Source organism: Phytohabitans houttuyneae (assembly GCF_011764425.1).
GTDB lineage: Bacteria > Actinomycetota > Actinomycetes > Mycobacteriales > Micromonosporaceae > Phytohabitans > Phytohabitans houttuyneae.
The window spans coordinates 1,130,224-1,146,557 of the sequence record NZ_BLPF01000002.1; the positions used below are offsets into that span (position 1 = coordinate 1,130,224).

Consider the following 16,334-nt stretch of genomic DNA (forward strand, 5'->3'; position numbering starts at 1 on the left):
CCCATGAAGAAGTCCCAGATCGCGTTGGTGGCCGCGGCGACGGCGGTGGTCACCGCGGCGGGCGTGCTGACCGCCCCGCCGCTGTTGGCCGCGACACCCGACATCACCGTCAACACCGCCTCCTCGTTCCAGACGATCGACGGGTTCGGCGCCGCGACGCCGATCTTCAACGGTTCCGGCAGCCCGTGGACGACCGGCGAAACCCAGACCCTCGTCGGTATGGGCCCGGGGCAGCTCGGCCTGTCGATCGTGCGGACCGTGGTGTCCCCCGTGGCCAGCGAGTGGGGCCTGTACGCGAGCAGCCTGCAGACGGCGAAGTCGTACGGCTCCGGCGTCAAGATCCTCGCTTCGCCCTGGACCGCCCCGGCCAACTTCAAGACGAACAACAGCAGGGTCGGCGGCGGCAAGCTGCGGACCGACTTCTACGACGACTATGCCGAGCACCTCAACGGCTACGTCCAGTACATGAAGAACCAGGGCGTCACGGTCGACGTGACCTCGGTCCAGAACGAGCCGGACTGGCACCCCGACTACGACTCGATGGACTGGTCCGGCACCGAGCTGCGCAACTGGGTCCGCGACCAGGGCGCCAAGGTCCGGGACACCAAGCTCATGGTCGCCGAGTCGCTGCGGTTCAACCGCGCGTTCACCGACCCCACGCTGCAGGACGCCACCGCGCGCAACAACGTCGGCTACATGGGCGGCCACCTGTATGACGCGGAGAACAGCGGAAACCTCTCCCCGTACCCGCTGGCCAACCAGTACGGCAAGAACCAGTGGATGACCGAGTGGAACCTGCACGCGGCCGACGGCAGCGGCTCGAACATCTGGGGCAACGCCAGCAACGCGGTCGTCTGGAACGAAACCCTGGACGACATCATGCGCACCGTGCACCGGTCGATGGAGGCCAGTTGGAGCGCCTACATCTGGTGGTACGGCCGCCGCTTCTACTCCTTCATCGGTGACGGCGACGCGCAGTACGGCACCACGAAGGGCGCGGTCCTGCGACGCGGCCAGGCGTTCTCGCAGTACGCCAAGTACGTCCGGCCCGGTGACAAGCGGGTCGCCCTCACCAAGAGCTCCAGAGCCTCCTCGCTGGAGGTCACGGCTTACCAGGGCAGGGGCAAGATCACGCTGGTGATCCTGAACCGCTCCAACAGCGCGGTCAACAACGCCGTCATCCAGACACCGCAGAGCATCTCGGCGGCCGAGTACACGGTGACGTCGCAAAACCTCGGCGCCGCGTCACAGCCGGCGAACCTCAGCGACGGGCAGGCAACCGTCAACGTTCCCGCCCGGAGTATCTCCACCGTCACCATCACCGAGGGCTCCGTACCCACGACGCCGCCGACCACCCCGCCGACGACCCCACCCACCACACCACCGACCACCCCGCCGACGACGCCTCCGACGACCCCGCCGACCACTCCGCCGCCGGGCACCGGCGCGTGCACGGTGACCAACGCGGTCAGCGCGTGGAACAACGGCCTGGTCGACAACATCACCATCGCCAACACCGGCACGAGCCCGGTCAACGGCTGGTCGCTGAGATTCACCCTCGGATCCGGTCAGACCATCACCTCCGGCTGGAACGCCACCTACTCGCCGAACAGCGGCCAGGTGACCGCGACGAACGTCAGCCACAACAGCTCGATACCACCCGGAGGCTCGACCACCATCGGCTTCCAAGCCACCCACGGCGGCAACAGCGCCGCACCGACCGGCTTCACCCTCAACGGCACCGCCTGCAGCTGAGCCTTCCCGCGTGGCCGGGTCCGGTGCGCACCGGACCCGGCCACGTCGCCTCACCGGGTGCCCGGCACCGTGGCGTCCTCGCGACGGCGAATTCTCGGTGAAAGGGCGAGCAGACCGGACGCGGCGAGAGCACACGCCGCCGCGCAGCACATCCACAGCAGCACAGGGCTGATCGAGAACAGGCCGCTGCCGCCGACCGAAGCGGCCAGCCAGCCCCCGACCACGCCATTCCCTGGAAGCCGGCATAGCGGCCACGCAGGTGCTCAGGGGAGAGGCGGGCGACGATCACACCGGTGACCGCGGCGGGCAGGATCTCACCAAGGGTCCAGATGGCCACCGTGGCGAAGTAGGCCGGCGCCGAGTGGGCGGCGGCCGTCAGGCCGTAGCCCAGGCCGACGAGCGCCACGCCGGCCGCCCAGACCCGACCCGGGTCCGGTCGGCCCAGCCAGGGCCCGATGAACGGCTGGACGATGCAGATGAGCAAGCCGTTGAGCGCCATGCAGAGTCCGTACACCGACGCGGAGACACCGTTTTCCCGCATGGCCAGCGGCAGTGTCATGTCGGACTGGTAGTACACGAAGTAGTAGCCGAAGACGCAGGCGGTGAAGGCGACCATCGTCCGGTCTCGCAGAACCACCCGGAAGCCTCCCGGCGAGCCCGCGGTTCCGCGCCGCGGCCGGGTCTCCGGCACCAGCCACCAGATCAGCAGCCCGAACAGCGCGCCGGTGATCGCGTCCGCCCAGAACAGGACGGTGAACCCGCGCGCGGCGAGGAAGCCGGCGGCGGCCATCGCGCTCGCGAAGCCGACGTTGGCGGCAAGGAAGAGCAGGCCGAACGCGCGGGCCCGGCCGGCCGGCGGTATCAGGTCGGCGACCAGCGCCTGGGAGGCCGGCCGGTAGAGGTCGATCGTGACGCCGAGGGCCAGGACCAGCGCGACGATCGCCGCAACATGCCGGGTGTACGCCAAGGCGACCATCAAGACGGCGGTACTGCACGTCCCGGCCAGCAGCGTCGCCCGCCGGCCGATACGGTCCGCGAGCACTCCGCCGAGCAGTTGTGAGACAAGCGATCCGGCGCCGAAGGCCGCCATCACGCCGCCGGCGACCAGCACCGAGATACCGCGGTCCTCGACAAGGTAGAGCGTCATGAAGGGCACGACCATGGTGCCCATCCGGTTGATGAGCGTGCCGGCCCACAGGACCCAGAAGGCCTTGGGCAGCCCGCGTTGCGGGGCGGTCACGACCGGACGAAAGTGGATCCCCGCAGAAGGGCGGCCTGGCGTCGGACCCGCGCCGGGGCGGCGGCGGGAGTCAGCGACAGGAAGGCGGCCTTCGGGATCATGTGCCAGATCCTGCTGATCACGCCGGCGGCCGGTCAACACGTTTTCTTCGGTCGCACGAGGCATAGGCCGCCGGCTGTTCATTGAATACGCTTCGTTCAGTATCCTCTGAACGTCAGGGGGTGTGAGCCATGACCGAGCCGTCGCCGGGTGAGCGCGAGTTCATCGAGCGGATCGGCATGTTCTTCGAGACGCTCGGCAGCTCCCGGATGATGGGCCGGATCTACGCCTGGCTGATGATCGGCCCGCAGCAACGGCAGTCGATCACCGAGCTGGCGGCGGCGCTTCGGGCGAGCAAGGCCTCGATCAGCACAGTGATCCGGCAGCTCGAGCTCGGCCAGCTGGTCGAGCGAGTGCCGGTGCCGAACACCCGGCAGCACCACTACCAGCTCAGGTCCGGTGGTTGGGCGCAGATCCTGCGGGCCCGGGTAGCCAGGCTCCGTCCCGGGATCGAGGCCGCACGCTTCGGTCTGTCCGTTGTGGGCGAAGACCGGCCACAACAGCGCGAGCGGCTGTACGAGCTGATGGACTTCTTCGACTTCGTCGGCGTCGAGTACGGCGAGGAGCACGTCCACCGCTGGGAGGCGTACGCCGAGCAGGCGCGAAGTCGTCGGGCCGAGCAGCCGTGACGACCGTCCCGCGCGCACCATGCCTGACTCTTCCTTCTCTCCACTGTGGAGTGTTGACGTGAGCGTTTCCGACTCGCCGGCGATCGAGATAGCCGGCCTCACGAAGTCGTTCGGCCGTGCCAAGGCCCTGGACGGGCTCGACCTGACCGTCGAGTCCGGTCAGGTGCACGGCTTCCTCGGACCCAACGGCAGCGGTAAGACCACCACCATCCGGATCCTGCTCGGCCTGCTGCGGTCCGACGCCGGTACCGTCCGGATGCTCGGCGGCGACCCGTGGCGGGACGCCGTGGCCCTGCACCGGCGCCTGGCGTACGTGCCCGGCGACGTCAACCTCTGGCCGAACATCACCGGCGGCGAGGTCATCGACCTGCTCGGCCGGATGCGCGGCGGACTGGACCGGGCCCGGCGTGCGGAGCTGCTGGAGCGGTTCGACCTCGACCCCCGCAAGAAGTCCCGCACCTACTCCAAGGGCAACCGGCAAAAGGTCGCCCTGATCGCCGCTCTGGCCTCGGACGCCGAGCTGCTGCTGCTCGACGAGCCGACCTCCGGGCTGGACCCGTTGATGGAGGCGCAGTTTCAGCAGTGCATCCACCAGGTCAAGGCCGAGGGCCGCACGGTGCTGCTGTCCAGCCACATCCTGGCCGAGGTGGAGGCGCTGTGCGACCGGGTCAGCATCATCCGGCTCGGGCGCACGGTGGAGACCGGCACGCTGAGCGAGCTGCGCCACCTGACCCGTACCTCGATCTCGGTGGAGACCACCCAGCCGCTGACCGGCATCGAGGCGCTGGCCGGTGTCCACGACCTGGTCCTCGAGGACCACCACGCGCGGTTCGACGTGGACACCGCCGAGCTCGACGAGGTGGTGCGCAAGCTTGCCCCGCTGGGCGTGCGGAGCCTGATCAGCACGCCGCCGACGCTGGAGGAGATGTTCCTGCGCCACTACGGCGACGAGGACGGCGCCGAGGCGAAGGCGGCGGCGCGATGACCGGGATCGGCGGGCTGCTGCGGTTCATGCTGCGCAGGGAGCGCTTCGCCCTGCCCTGGTGGCTGCTCGGCGCCACGCTGCTCGTGCTTGTCCAGTCCACCCAGAGCCAAGGCTTGTACGGGTCGCCGGAGGACCTGGCCAACCTGCGCCGGACCATCGGCAGCAACACCGCCGTCGTCGCGATGAGCGGGCCTATCCGCCTGCTGGAAAACATCGGCGGCGAGGTGGTGTTCGAGATCCTCGGGTTCGTGTCGATCGTCGTCGCGCTGATGAACATGTTCCTGATCGGCCGGCATACCCGCGCCGACGAGGAGTCCGGACGGGCCGAGCTGGTCCGCTCCGCCCGGGTCGGCCGGCACGCCACCCTCGCCGCCGCGCTCGCCCTGGCCGGCCTGGCGAACGCGGCCGTCGCCGTGCTGGTGTTCGCCGTCGCGAGCGTCACCGGCCTGCCGGTCGCCGGATCTGTGCTGTTCGGCGTCGCGACCGCGGCGGTGGGGATGACGTTCGCCGCGCTCGCCGCCGTCGCGGTGCAGGTGTTCGAAAACGCCCGCGCGGCCTACGGCGCAGTCGCGCTGTCCCTCGGTGCCGCCTATGTGCTGCGCGCCGCCGGCGACGTCGGAAATGGCACGCTGGCGTGGTTTTCGCCGATCGGCTGGGCGCAGCGCACGTTTCCGTACGTCGACAACCGGTGGTGGCCGCTGCTCTTCCCGGTCGTGGCCATCGGTCTGCTGGTCGCCGGGGCGATGGCGCTGCTGGAGCGGCGGGACTTCGCCGCCGGACTCGTCCGGCCGCGGCTCGGACGGGCGACCGCCTCGGCTGCGTTGGGTTCCTCGCTCGGGCTGGCGTGGCGACTGCAGCGCGGGGCGTTGACCGGGTGGGCTGTCGGCTTGCTCCTGCTCGGTGCCGCCTACGGCTCGATCGGCGACACCATCGAGCAGTTCGTCGTCGACAACCCCGCGGTGGCCGACTACCTGCCCGGCGGCGCCGCGGACATCGTCAACTCGTACCTGGCGTTCACCGCGCTGACCCTGGCTCTGATCGCCTCCGCGTACGGTGTCGTCACCGCACTGCGGGCGCGTGGGGAGGAGACGTCGGGGCGTGCCGAGCCGCTGCTGGCCACCGCGACCAGTCGCGCCGGCTGGCTGGGCAGCCACCTTGTCGTGGCCGCCGCCGGTACCGCGTTGGTCCTGGTCGCCGCGGGTTTCGGCGAAGGCCTCGCCTACGGACTGGCCACCTCTGACGGCGGGCAGGTCCCGCGGATGGTCGCTGTCACGCTCGGTTACCTGCCGGCCGTGTGGCTGGTCACCGGCGTCGCCGTGCTCGGCATCGGCTGGTTGCCCCGGGCCGCCGCGGCCGTGGCGTGGGTGGTGGTCGGATACTGCGCGATGGTCGCCCTGTTCGCCGAGTCGTTCGGCCTGCCGCGGTGGCTGCGCCGTGGTTCACCCTTCGACCACACCCCGGAGGTTCCCCTCGAAGCCTGGGCCGCGGCGCCGTTGCTGGTCCTCGGTGCGCTGGCTCTGGCGTTCGCCGCCGGCGGATATGCCGGGTTGCGGCGACGCGACCTCGGCTACTGAGGCGCGGGTGGCACGGGCCGGCCCGGCGCTCGCGTTGCGCCGGACGGCCAGGCGGCATACGTTGTGCGCAGGAGGGCTGACAATGGCGCGACAACTTCACGGGACACTGCCGTGACGCTGTCGATCGCTCATCTGCATCCGCGGGACGGCGACCTGGTCGTCCTGGCCCTGCACGGCACGCTGGACCAGCAGACCGCTCGCCAGCTCGGTGCGGCGATCACGGCCGAGACGGCGCGGACGCCGCGTCCCCGTTCCATCGTCGTCGACCTCACCGATGTCGAGCGCGTCGACCACGCCGGCGTCGGATGCCTGGTCAGCGGCAACCGCGCGTGCGCTGCGGCCGGTGTCGGTCTGGCGGTTCGCGGCACCTCGCCGCTGATCCGGGCCCTGCTCCAGTTTCATCCGGGCCACCCGGTGCCGAGCGAGCCGATCGCCCAGTGGTGCACGCCGGTCCGGCCGCCACGGCGTGTTCGCCGGCGGCCCGCGGCGGGTGCCGGGCCGCGGTTCGTGTCGACGCACACCCGGCCGCGGCGGGGCCGGTGACGTGACCGCAGGCGCGGCCACCGCGGTCAGGCGAAGGCGAAGTAGCGCAGCCACAGATACGGCACCGTGCACGCGACCGTCACGACGGTGACCACGATGCCGTACTTCGTGAACTGCCAGAAGGTGATGGGCCTGCCGGCACGTTCGGCGATGCCGAGTACCACCACGTTGGCCGAGGCGCCGACCGCGGTGGCGTTGCCGCCCAGGTCCGCGCCGAGCGCGAGCGCCCACCACAACACCTGCGACTGCGTGGTGTTGCCGCTGTTGTCGACCATGTCCGCGACGACGGGGCTCATCGTCGCGACGTAGGGGATGTTGTCGACGAACGCCGACAGCAGCGCGGAACCCCACAGCAGCACCATGGAGGCGAAAAACAGCCGGCCTTCGGTGGCGTCGGTCGCGGCGCGCGAGATCTGCTCGATCACGCCGGTGTCGACGAGAGCGCCGACCATCACGAACAGGCCGGCGAAGAACACCAGCGTCGGCCACTCCACGTCCCTGGCGACCTCGCCCGCGTCCAGCCGGGACAGGGCCAGCAGCACCAGCCCGCCGACGATCGCCACCACCGAGGGCTCGAGCCGCAGCGCGGTGTGCAGCACGAAAGCGGCCGTCACCACGGCGAGCACCACCAGGCTGACGACGAGCAGCCGGCCGTCGCGGATCGCGTCGCGCTCGCGGAGGCTGGCGATGCGCGCGGCCCGCTCCGGGTCGTACCGGAACGCCGACCGGAACAGGATCCGGCACAGCCCGATGAACACCACCACGAGGACCGCGATGATGGGCGCGAGATGGATGAGGAAGTCGTTGTAGGACAGGCCCGCGCGGCTGGCGATGATGATGTTCGGCGGGTCACCGACCAAAGTGGACGTCCCGCCGATGTTGGAGGCGAGGACCTCGGCGATCAGGAAGGGTGCCACCGGTACGTCCAGCCGCTCGCACACCAGGAACGTGACCGGTGCGACCAGCAGGACGGTGGTGACGTTGTCCAGAAAAGCCGAGGTGACCGCGGTGACGAGCACGAGCAGGACCATGACCCGAAAAGGGCGGCCCTTGGCTCGCTTGGCGGCCCAGATGGCCAGGTACTCGAACGCGCCGGTGCGCTTGAGGACGGCGACGATCAGCATCATCCCGATCAGCAGGACGATGACGTTCCAGTCGATCCCGGCCTCTTCCGAGAAGAACGCGTGCTCGGCGTCGGTGGCGCCGATGACCAGCATCACCGCCGCACCGCCGAGGGCCGCGGCGACCCGGTGCACCCGCTCGGTGGCGATCAGCAGGTAGGCGATCGCGAAGACCGCGACGGCCGCCCACGCACTGCCGCTCACCGCGGTCCTCGTCGCGCCGGCGGCGCGTCGGCCCTCCCGCTCATGTGCCGAGCATCCGGTCCAGCAGCGCGTCGAGGGTGATCGCGCCCAGCAGGTCGCCGCCCTTGCCGGTCACCGCCACCAGCGGGCTGTGGCTGCGTGCCATGACCGCGGCGATCTCCAGGACCGTGGCGTCCGGCGACACGACCGGCAGCTCGCGCCGCTCGCGGGGCAGCAGCTCGGCCACGGTGCGGTCACCGACGTTACGCAGGAACAGGTCCGCCGCGGCTTCGTCGATCACCCGCGCGAGAGCGGGGTCTTCCTGGCAGTACGACGGGATCGCCATCCGCAGCACCTGCGTGCCCGGCAGGATCGTGGCCGGGTGGCCCGCGTCGTCGATCACGATCAGCCCGGGCAGGTTTTGCCCGGCCAGCAGCCGCGCGGCATCCATCGCCGAGGTGCCCATTTCGACGGTGGGATACGGGGTGGCCAGATCCTGTGCCCGCAACGGTGGTGCCTCCTGCCCTGGTCACGCCGACAACGACGCCGACCAGACTTCCCGGCACACCTGGCGCTCACCCTACCCGGCCGAGGCGTTCACCGCAGCCTCCGCCGGAAGCTCTACCCATCGGGTATACCCGTCGGGTATAGTCTCGCGCATGACGGTGTCGTACACGTTGTTGGGGCTTCTCAACGAGGCCGACCGCCATGGCTACGACCTCAAGCAGTCTTACGACCGCAGGTTCGGCGCCGCGCGGCCGCTGCGGTTCGGGCAGGTCTACCGCACGCTGGCACAGCTCGAGCGGGACGGCCTCATCGAGGTCATCGGGGTGGAGCAGGGCGCGGGCCCCGACCGCAAGCGGTACACGATCACCGCGGACGGCGTCACCGACCTTTCGCGGTGGCTTGCCGAGCCGGAGGACCCGCAGCCGCAGCTGCAGACGGTGCTCTTCACGAAGGTGGCGTTGGCGCTGCTGTCCGGCAAGCCGGCCGAGGAGTTTCTGGAGCGCCAGCGCGACCGGCACCTCGCGGTGATGCGTGAGCTCACCGCCGCCCGGCGCAAGGTCGGCCTGCGCGACAGCATGCTCATCGACTACCAGCTGTTTCACATCGAGGCGGACCTGCGCTGGATCGACCACGCAGCCGGGCGCCTGGACACCCTCGCCGCGGAGCTGGCGCCATGAGCGAGCAGGGCGCGCCGCTGCTGGTAGGGCACGGGCTGTGCAAGAGCTTCGGGCTGACGCCGGCCCTGCGCGGCGCCGGCCTCGCGGTCACGGCCGGCGAGGTGCTCGCCGTCATGGGGCCCAGCGGGTCGGGCAAGTCGACGCTGCTGCACTGCCTGGCCGGCATCCTCACGCCGGACGCGGGCGAGGTGCTCTTCGACGGGCGGCGCGTCGACCTGATGGCCGACCGGGAGCGCAGCCGGCTGCGGCGCGGCGAGTTCGGTTTCGTCTTCCAGTTTGGACAGTTGGTGCCCGAGCTGCCGGTGCTGGAAAACATCGCGTTCCCCCTGCTGCTCGGCGGCCAAAGGCGCCGCGCCGCGCTGGCGGCCGCCGAGAGCTGGCTGCCGCGCCTGGGTCTGGTGGAGGTCGCCCACCGCCTGCCCGGCGAAATCTCCGGTGGCCAGGGGCAGCGCGTCGCCGTGGCCCGCGCGCTGATCGCCGGCCCGCGCGTCGTCTTCGCCGACGAGCCCACCGGCTCGCTGGACTCGGTCGCTGCCGACCAGGTCATGGAGCTGCTCGTCGCCACGGCCAAGTCCGAGCGCGTCAGTGTCGTGCTCGTGACGCACGAGCCGCGCGTGGCGGCGTACGCCGACCGCCAGGTCACCGTCCGAGACGGACAGACGATGCTGCCGGCGGTGCTGGCGTGAACCTCCGGCTCGCCGTCCGCATGGCCCTGCTCGGGGTCCGCATGGCGCGCGCCGGCGGGCGGGAGAGCCTGGCCCGGCTCGCGCTGATGACCGTCGGGGTCGCGATCGGCGTGCCGCTGGCGCTGCTGGCGCTCGCCGCGGTGCCGATCCTGCAGGGCCACGTCGACCGCCTGGGGTGGCACCGCACCACCGCCGCCAGCCCGCCCACCGCACCCGACCACGCGCTGTGGCTCGCGGTCACCGACCGGTACGCGGGCAGGACGTCATCCGGGTGCACGTCGCCGCGCTCGGCGACCGGCCGCCCGTGCCGCCCGGGATCTCGCGGCTGCCCGGGCCGGGCGAGAAGGTGGTCTCACCCGCGCTCGCGCGGCTGCTGCTGAGCGTGCCGGACGGCGAGCTGGACGACCGGTACCCGGGCGCGGTCGTCGGTGAGATCGGCCCCGACGGCCTGCTCATGCCCGACGAGCTCGTCGCCGTCGTCGGCCACACACCGGACCAGCTGCGGGCCATGCGCGGTGCGACCGAGATCCGCGGCATCGAGCAGCCGGACGCGCGCGCCGACCTGGTCGGGATCTGGGGCGTCTTCTTCGGGATGATCGCGGTGCTGGTCGTCGGTCCGATCGCCATCTTCGTCGCGATGACCGCGCGGATCGGTGGTCCGCGGCGGGAGGTGCGGTTTGCCGCGGCCCGCCTGGCCGGCGCGACGAGGTTGCAGACCGCGGTGTTCGCGGCGACGGAGACGGCGCTGGCGGCGGTCGCCGGCGCCGCGCTGGGCTGGCTCGCGTTTGCGCTGCTCAAACCGGTGGTGGCGAGCCGGGTGACGCTCGGCCACGGCATGCCCATCTTCGTCGACGACGTCCGGGTGCCGCTGGTGCCGCTGCTGGTGATCCTGCTCGGCGTGCCGCTCGTGGCGGTGGGCGCCACCCTCGTGGCGATGCACCCGGTGCAGCTGGCACCGCTCGGGGTGCGGCACCGCCAGCGCCGGCCGGCGCCCGGGCTCTGGCGGATCGCGCCGATTCTCGCCGGCTTCGGCGGCATCTGGTACTCGACGGTGCTGTCCAGGGACGACGTCTCCGAGGCCTCCACAGTGGAGCAGGCCACCGTGCAGATGGTGTCCACCTTTTCCGTGCTGTCCGTGCTCGTCGGCTTCTTCCTCGCCGGGGCGTGGGTGTGCATGTGGGTGAGCCGGGGCATGGCCAGGCTGAGTCGCAGCGTCACCTCGCTCATGGTGGCCCGGCGGATCGCGGCCGATCCGTACGGTACGTTTCGTATGGTCGGCGGCGCCGCCATTGCCGTCTATGTGGCCACGACCCTCGGCTTCGTCGCGGCGGCCAACCAGGAGCCCGGCCGGTCCGACAACCAGACCCTGCTCGCCGGCGGTCGACCGGTGCTCGATCCCGGCGTGGTCGCGGTGCATGTGCAGGGCGCGACGCAGGACGAGGTCGCCCCACTCATGTCGGCCGGCGTGGTGGTCGCCCGGCGCAGCCCGGAGGGCGAAGTCGTCGTCCGCTGCACCGAGCTGGCCCGGGTGACCACTTTGGACTGCCCGCTGCCGGTGTACCGGGAAGGCGTCGCCGCCGGCCAGGACTACCTGCGGGTGGAGGACCTGTTCACCGTTCCCGCGCCCGGCGCGAGCTCGGCCGACCTCACCTTCCAGCCGTCGGCGCTGGCCGAGCCCGCCCCCGGCGCAGACCTGCTGCCGATCCAGACGCTGTTGATTCCCACCGACGGTACGGTCGCCGCGCAGGAGCGGGTCCGCACCCTCGCCGCCCGCACGCTGCCGCTCTCGCGCAGCAAGACGAGCGACGACCTGGCGGTGGGGCCGATTCTGGACGTGACCGCGTTCAGCAGCGCGGTGCCGTACGCGATGGTGATCATCCTGATCTTCACCGCGTGCAGCCTCACGGTCTCCGTGATCACCGGGGTGCTCGAGCGCCGCCGCGCGTTCGCGGCGCTGCGCGCTTCCGGGGTGAGCCTCGGCCAGCTGCGCCGCGTCGTGCTCCTGGAGACCGGGGCGCCGCTGGCCATCACGGTGCTCTTCGGCGTGGGACTGGCGACGGTCCAGTCGCTGGCGACGTTCACACCCGACGAGTGGACATTGCCCGGCGGTGAGTTCGTGGCCGGGCTGGGGCGGGCGTGCTGGCCGCGTTCGCCGTGTCGCTGATCGCCCTGCCCTTCATGAACGCGGCGACCCGCCTCGACACGGTTCGCTACGAGTAGGCGGCGATGCGCACGATCGCGGCGATCGCCTCGCTCGGTGCCGGCGCCCTCCACGCTTCCGCGGCCGGCAGCCACGGCGAACACCGCCCCGCGGCCCTCGCCTTCGCCCTCGTCGCGCTCGCTCAGCTCGGCTGGGGCGCCGCGGCCCTCAGCCCGGCCGGCCACCTGCTCGACCGGGTGGGCGCGGCCGTCAACGCCGCCGGTCTCGAAGGCGGACGGCGCGGGGCGGATCGGGCGCCTTTGCGACCACGGGCATGGTGCCGGCCGGTAACGCGTCTACTCCTCGCCACCTTCAGGCTTGTCGACTGGCATGAACGGTTCGCCCGGTGGGAAGCCCTCGACCGTGGTGGACCATTGGCCCGGTGCCAGCTCGTGCGCGGTGAGTTGGGCGAACGGCGCCTGGTCGTCCGGCAGCCCGACCAGGACGGCTTCCAACAAGGCAGGCAATCCGTCAAACGCCGAAAACCCCAAGAACCCCAACGCGGGCAAGGGTTTCTTCCAGGCTCGCCCGTCCGGGCCTGACCCGCGGACCCGGCAGCGGAGGTCGGGGAACTCGGCGAGCGTCAAGCTCGCCGCCGACCTCCGCGTGGCCCGCGGGAGCATGCGGTCCGCAGGTGGCGCGGACCGGGGCATAAATCAGGTCTGGGGCCAGTGCCACTCAGTGATTTCCGGTGCGTCCTCGCCATGGCTGCGGGTGTGGTCGCGGCAGCGTTGGCGGGCGTCGACCATCGCTTGGCGGAGGTGTGCGGCGCGGGTGTTGAGGCCGGGGACGCGGTCGATGACGTCGATGACGAGGTGGAAGCGGTCGAGGTCGTTGAGCATGACCATGTCGAAGGGCGTGGTGGTGGTGCCTTCCTCTTTGTAGCCGCGCACGTGGAGGTTTCTGTGGTTGGTGCGGCGGTAGGTGAGGCGGTGGATGAGCCAGGGATAGCCGTGGTAGGCGAAGATGATCGGCTTGTCTGTGGTGAAGACGGTGTCGAACTGGCTGTCGGCGAGGCCGTGCGGGTGTTCGCTTTCCGGCTGCAGGCGCATCAGGTCGACCACGTTGACGACGCGGACCTTGAGCTCGGGCAGGTGCTGGCGGAGCAGGTCGGCGGCGGCGAGGGTCTCCAGGGTGGGTACATCGCCGGCGCAGGCGAGGACCACGTCGGGCTCCTGGCCGTTGTCGGTGCTGGCCCAGTCCCAGATGCCGAGGCCGCGGCGGCAGTGCAGCACGGCGTCGTCCATGGACAGCCAGTTCGGGGCGTCCTGCTTGCCGGCGACCACCACGTTGATGTAGTGGCGGCTGCGCAGGCAGTGGTCCATCGTGGACAGTAGTGTGTTGGCGTCCGGCGGCAGGTAGACGCGGACGACCTCGGCCTTCTTGTTGACCACGTGGTCGATGAAGCCGGGGTCCTGGTGGGAGAAGCCGTTGTGGTCCTGGCGCCACACGTGCGAGGAGAGCAGGTAGTTGAGCGAGGCGACCGGCCGCCGCCAGGGGATGTGCCGCGTTACCTTGAGCCACTTGGCGTGCTGGTTGAGCATCGCGTCGACGATGTGGATGAACGCCTCGTAGCTGGTGAAGATGCCGTGCCGGCCGGTGAGCAGGTAGCCCTCGAGCCAGCCCTGGCACAGGTGCTCGGAGAGCACCTCCATGACGCGGCCGTCGGGGGAGAGGTGGTCGTCGCCGTCGTACCGGGCGCCGAGGAAGGCGCGGTCGGTCACCTCGAAGGCGGCGCCGAGCCGGTTGGAGGCGACCTCGTCCGGTCCGAAGAGGCGGAAGCGGTCGGGGTTGGCCTTGATGACGTCGCGTACCCAGCCGCCGAGCACCCGCGCCGCCTCGGAGGTGGAGGCGCCCGGCTGGTCGACCTCGACGGCGTAGTCGCGGAAGTCGGGCAGGACCAGGTCGCGCAGGACGACGCCGCCGTTGGCGTGCGGGTTGGCGCTCATCCGCGCCTGGCCGGTCGGTGGCAGCGCGGTGAGCTCGGCGACCGGGGCGCCGGTGGCGTCGAACAGCTCCTCGGGCCGGTACGAGCGCAGCCACGCCTCCAACTCGGCCAGGTGGGCCGGGTTGTCGCGCACCGCGGCGAGCGGCACCTGGTGTGCCCGGAACGTGCCCTCGACCTGCTGGCCGTCCACCGTCGTGGGGCCGGTCCAGCCCTTGGGGGTGCGCAGGATGATCATCGGCCAGCGAGGTCGCGTGGTGTCGCCGGTCGTGCGGGCGTGCCGCTGGATGGCGGCGATCTCGTCCAGGGCGCGGTCGAGGGTGGCGGCCAGCAGCTGGTGCACGGTGGCAGGGTCGTCGCCTTCGACCAGGTAGGGCTGGTAGCCGTAGCCGCGCATCAGCGCGAGCAGGTCGTCGCGGGGGATGCGGTCCAGCACCGTCGGGTTGGCGATCTTGTACCCGTTCAGGTGCAGGATCGGCAGCACGGCGCCGTCGCGGGCCGGGTTGAGGAAGACGTTGGACAGCCAGCTCGTGGCGAGGGGGCCGGTCTCCGCCTCGCCGTCGCCGATCACGCAGGCGACGAGCAGGTCGGGGTTGTCGAAGGCGGCGCCGTACGCGTGCATGAGTGAGTAGCCCAGCTCGCCACCCTCGTGGATGGAGCCGGGCACCTCGGGGGCGACGTGGCTGGGGATGCCGCCGGGAAACGAGAACTGGCGAAACAGCCGCGCCATGCCGGACTCGTCCCGCGAGACGGACGGGTAGAGCTCGCTGTAGGTGCCCTCCAGCCACGTGTTGGCCACGATCGCCGGGCCGCCGTGTCCGGGACCGGTGACGTAGATGGCGTTGAGGTCGCGGGCGACGATGACACGGTTGAGGTGCGCGTAGAGCAGGCTGAGCCCGGGACTCGTGCCCCAGTGGCCGAGCAGGCGGGGCTTGATGTGCTCCGGGCGCAGCGGCTCGCGCAGCAGCGGGTTGTCCAGCAGGTAGATCTGCCCGACGGTGAGGTAGTTCGCCGCCCGCCAGTACGCGTCAAGCCGCGCCAGCTCCGCCTCACTCAGCGGCGCCGCCGCCTCCAGCGTGGTCTCCATGGATGCCAGCCTCTCGCAGGTAGGGGTCGTGGAAGGCCGGATTCAGCCTGATCCGTGCGGCCGGCGGCGCACAGGGCCATAGGTCCCGGCTCGCAGGGGCCTGGTGACACGGCGGCGGTGCCCGCCACCCGCCGTTCACGCGCCGTTCCCCGGCCGTTGTCAGCGTGTTCTCTGCGAGTTTTGAGCTAGTTCTGATGTGCGTACGCTTTCCTGTGTCCGTCGACAGGCATCGGGAGTGGAGGGCGTCGATGTTCTTCCGGCGTAGGCAGCCTGCCACGGATCAGCTGCCCGAGACGGCCCGCCCGCTGGAGCAGTCCGCGGAGGCCGGGCACGCGCTGCGGGCGCCGAGCCGGCTGCACGCCTTCAACCGATACGAGATCAAGTACCTGGTGCCCCGGGAGATCCTCGACGACCTGCGCGACGAGCTGCGCCACCGGCTGGACCTCGACACGTATGCGGCGGCCGGCGGCTACGGCGTCTGGAGCGTCTACTACGACACCACGCGGCTGCGCTTCTACTGGGAGAAGATCGAGGGTCTGCGGTTCAGGCGCAAGCTGCGGATCCGGCACTACGGCGACCTGTGCGTGGTCGACGACGAGACGCCGGTCTTCGTGGAGATCAAGCAGCGGGTCAACCGGGTGACGCAGAAGCGCCGCGTCCAGCTGCCTTACCGGCAGGCACGCGAGCTGTGCGACCACCGCCAGATGATCGACTGTGGCGGCTCCGGGCGCGGCTTCCTGGAGGAGGTGCTCGGCCTTGTCGCCGGGTTGGACCTGCGGCCGATCGCGATGACTGGGTACCGGCGGGAGGCGTTCACCGGGCGCGACGCCGAGGTCGGGCTGCGGGTGACGCTCGATCACCGGGTCGTCGGCCGCGACCGCGACCTTCAGCTGGGCGTCGCGGCGGAAAACCGGTTCATCGTGCCGCCGCGGCTGGCGGTGCTGGAGGTCAAGGCCAACGAGCGCGTGCCGTACTGGCTGACCGACCTGACCGCCCGGCACAACCTCGCGGTGGTGCGGATGTCGAAGTACTGCCAGAGCGTCGAGGCGTTCGGCAGGGCGCCGCGGTCCGCATCCCACGTCCCTGTTGAAACGGAGCACTGA

15 protein-coding genes are annotated in these 16,334 nt (G+C 71.0%); 10 read left to right on the forward strand and 5 right to left on the reverse strand.

The genetic code is table 11. The features are described 5' to 3' along the window. The first annotated feature begins 3 nt into the window (after positions 1 to 3). Positions 4 to 1,755 carry a cellulose binding domain-containing protein gene (locus tag Phou_RS56200; RefSeq protein WP_173061317.1) on the forward strand — a complete coding sequence of 584 codons (1,752 nt, stop codon included), beginning with the start codon at positions 4 to 6 and terminating at the stop codon, positions 1,753 to 1,755. Here Phou_RS56200 and Phou_RS28595 read toward each other — a convergent pair. Beyond that, positions 1,733 to 2,995, reverse strand: coding sequence for an MDR family MFS transporter (locus Phou_RS28595; protein ID WP_218579240.1), 1,263 nt, complete (start codon positions 2,993 to 2,995; stop codon positions 1,733 to 1,735). The genes Phou_RS56200 and Phou_RS28595 overlap by 23 nt on opposite strands. A 230-nt stretch (positions 2,996 to 3,225) precedes the next feature. Between Phou_RS28595 and Phou_RS28600 the strand changes: the two genes are divergently transcribed. From Phou_RS28600 to Phou_RS28615, 4 genes are all read left to right on the forward strand, one after another. After that, entirely contained in the window at positions 3,226 to 3,723 is a 498-nt protein-coding gene (locus tag Phou_RS28600) for a GbsR/MarR family transcriptional regulator (RefSeq protein ID WP_173061320.1), read from the forward strand. Positions 3,724 to 3,781: 58 nt separating this feature from the next. After that, entirely contained in the window at positions 3,782 to 4,708 is a 927-nt protein-coding gene (locus Phou_RS28605) for an ABC transporter ATP-binding protein (RefSeq protein ID WP_246273920.1), read from the forward strand. Next, the gene (locus tag Phou_RS28610) at positions 4,705 to 6,282 is read left to right on the forward strand and encodes an ABC transporter permease (protein ID WP_173061326.1); all 1,578 of its coding nucleotides are present in this window, start codon (positions 4,705 to 4,707) and stop codon (positions 6,280 to 6,282) included. The genes Phou_RS28605 and Phou_RS28610 overlap by 4 nt, the downstream gene beginning before the upstream one ends. A 111-nt stretch (positions 6,283 to 6,393) precedes the next feature. Continuing rightward, positions 6,394 to 6,825, forward strand: coding sequence for an STAS domain-containing protein (locus tag Phou_RS28615; RefSeq protein ID WP_173061329.1), 432 nt, complete (start codon positions 6,394 to 6,396; stop codon positions 6,823 to 6,825). Between the two features lie 26 nt (positions 6,826 to 6,851). Here the strand turns inward: Phou_RS28615 and Phou_RS28620 are convergent, their stop codons facing one another. Both Phou_RS28620 and Phou_RS28625 read right to left on the reverse strand, forming a co-directional pair. Then, entirely contained in the window at positions 6,852 to 8,150 is a 1,299-nt protein-coding gene (locus Phou_RS28620) for an ArsB/NhaD family transporter (RefSeq protein WP_173061332.1), read from the reverse strand. Positions 8,151 to 8,190: 40 nt separating this feature from the next. Continuing rightward, a complete protein-coding gene (locus tag Phou_RS28625; RefSeq protein ID WP_173061335.1) occupies positions 8,191 to 8,637 on the reverse strand; it encodes a CBS domain-containing protein in 447 nt (148 codons plus the stop codon). Positions 8,638 to 8,788: 151 nt separating this feature from the next. Between Phou_RS28625 and Phou_RS28630 the strand changes: the two genes are divergently transcribed. Genes Phou_RS28630 through Phou_RS28645 form a run of 4 tightly spaced genes read left to right on the forward strand, consistent with a single transcriptional unit; the run spans position 8,789 to position 12,163 of the window. Then, positions 8,789 to 9,313 (forward strand): PadR family transcriptional regulator, encoded by a 525-nt coding sequence (locus Phou_RS28630; protein ID WP_173061338.1) that lies wholly within the window; start codon positions 8,789 to 8,791, stop codon positions 9,311 to 9,313. Beyond that, positions 9,310 to 9,999, forward strand: coding sequence for an ABC transporter ATP-binding protein (locus tag Phou_RS28635; RefSeq protein WP_173061341.1), 690 nt, complete (start codon positions 9,310 to 9,312; stop codon positions 9,997 to 9,999). Before Phou_RS28630 ends, Phou_RS28635 begins: the two co-directional genes overlap by 4 nt. Further along, positions 9,996 to 10,379, forward strand: a complete 384-nt coding sequence (locus Phou_RS28640) for a hypothetical protein (RefSeq protein WP_173061344.1) — start codon at positions 9,996 to 9,998, stop codon at positions 10,377 to 10,379. The genes Phou_RS28635 and Phou_RS28640 overlap by 4 nt, the downstream gene beginning before the upstream one ends. Continuing rightward, on the forward strand, positions 10,271 to 12,163 hold the full coding sequence (locus Phou_RS28645) for an FtsX-like permease family protein (protein ID WP_173061347.1): 1,893 nt from the start codon (positions 10,271 to 10,273) through the stop codon (positions 12,161 to 12,163). Before Phou_RS28640 ends, Phou_RS28645 begins: the two co-directional genes overlap by 109 nt. 332 nt (positions 12,164 to 12,495) lie before the next feature. On the opposite strand, the gene Phou_RS28650 is transcribed toward Phou_RS28645, so the two are convergent. Further along, positions 12,496 to 12,657, reverse strand: coding sequence for a hypothetical protein (locus Phou_RS28650; RefSeq protein WP_173061350.1), 162 nt, complete (start codon positions 12,655 to 12,657; stop codon positions 12,496 to 12,498). Positions 12,658 to 12,855: 198 nt separating this feature from the next. Next, positions 12,856 to 15,231, reverse strand: a complete 2,376-nt coding sequence (locus Phou_RS28655) for a phosphoketolase family protein (RefSeq protein ID WP_173061353.1) — start codon at positions 15,229 to 15,231, stop codon at positions 12,856 to 12,858. 248 nt (positions 15,232 to 15,479) lie between these two features. On the opposite strand from Phou_RS28655, the gene Phou_RS28660 reads away from it, so the two are divergent. Then, positions 15,480 to 16,334, forward strand: coding sequence for a polyphosphate polymerase domain-containing protein (locus tag Phou_RS28660; protein WP_173061357.1), 855 nt, complete (start codon positions 15,480 to 15,482; stop codon positions 16,332 to 16,334).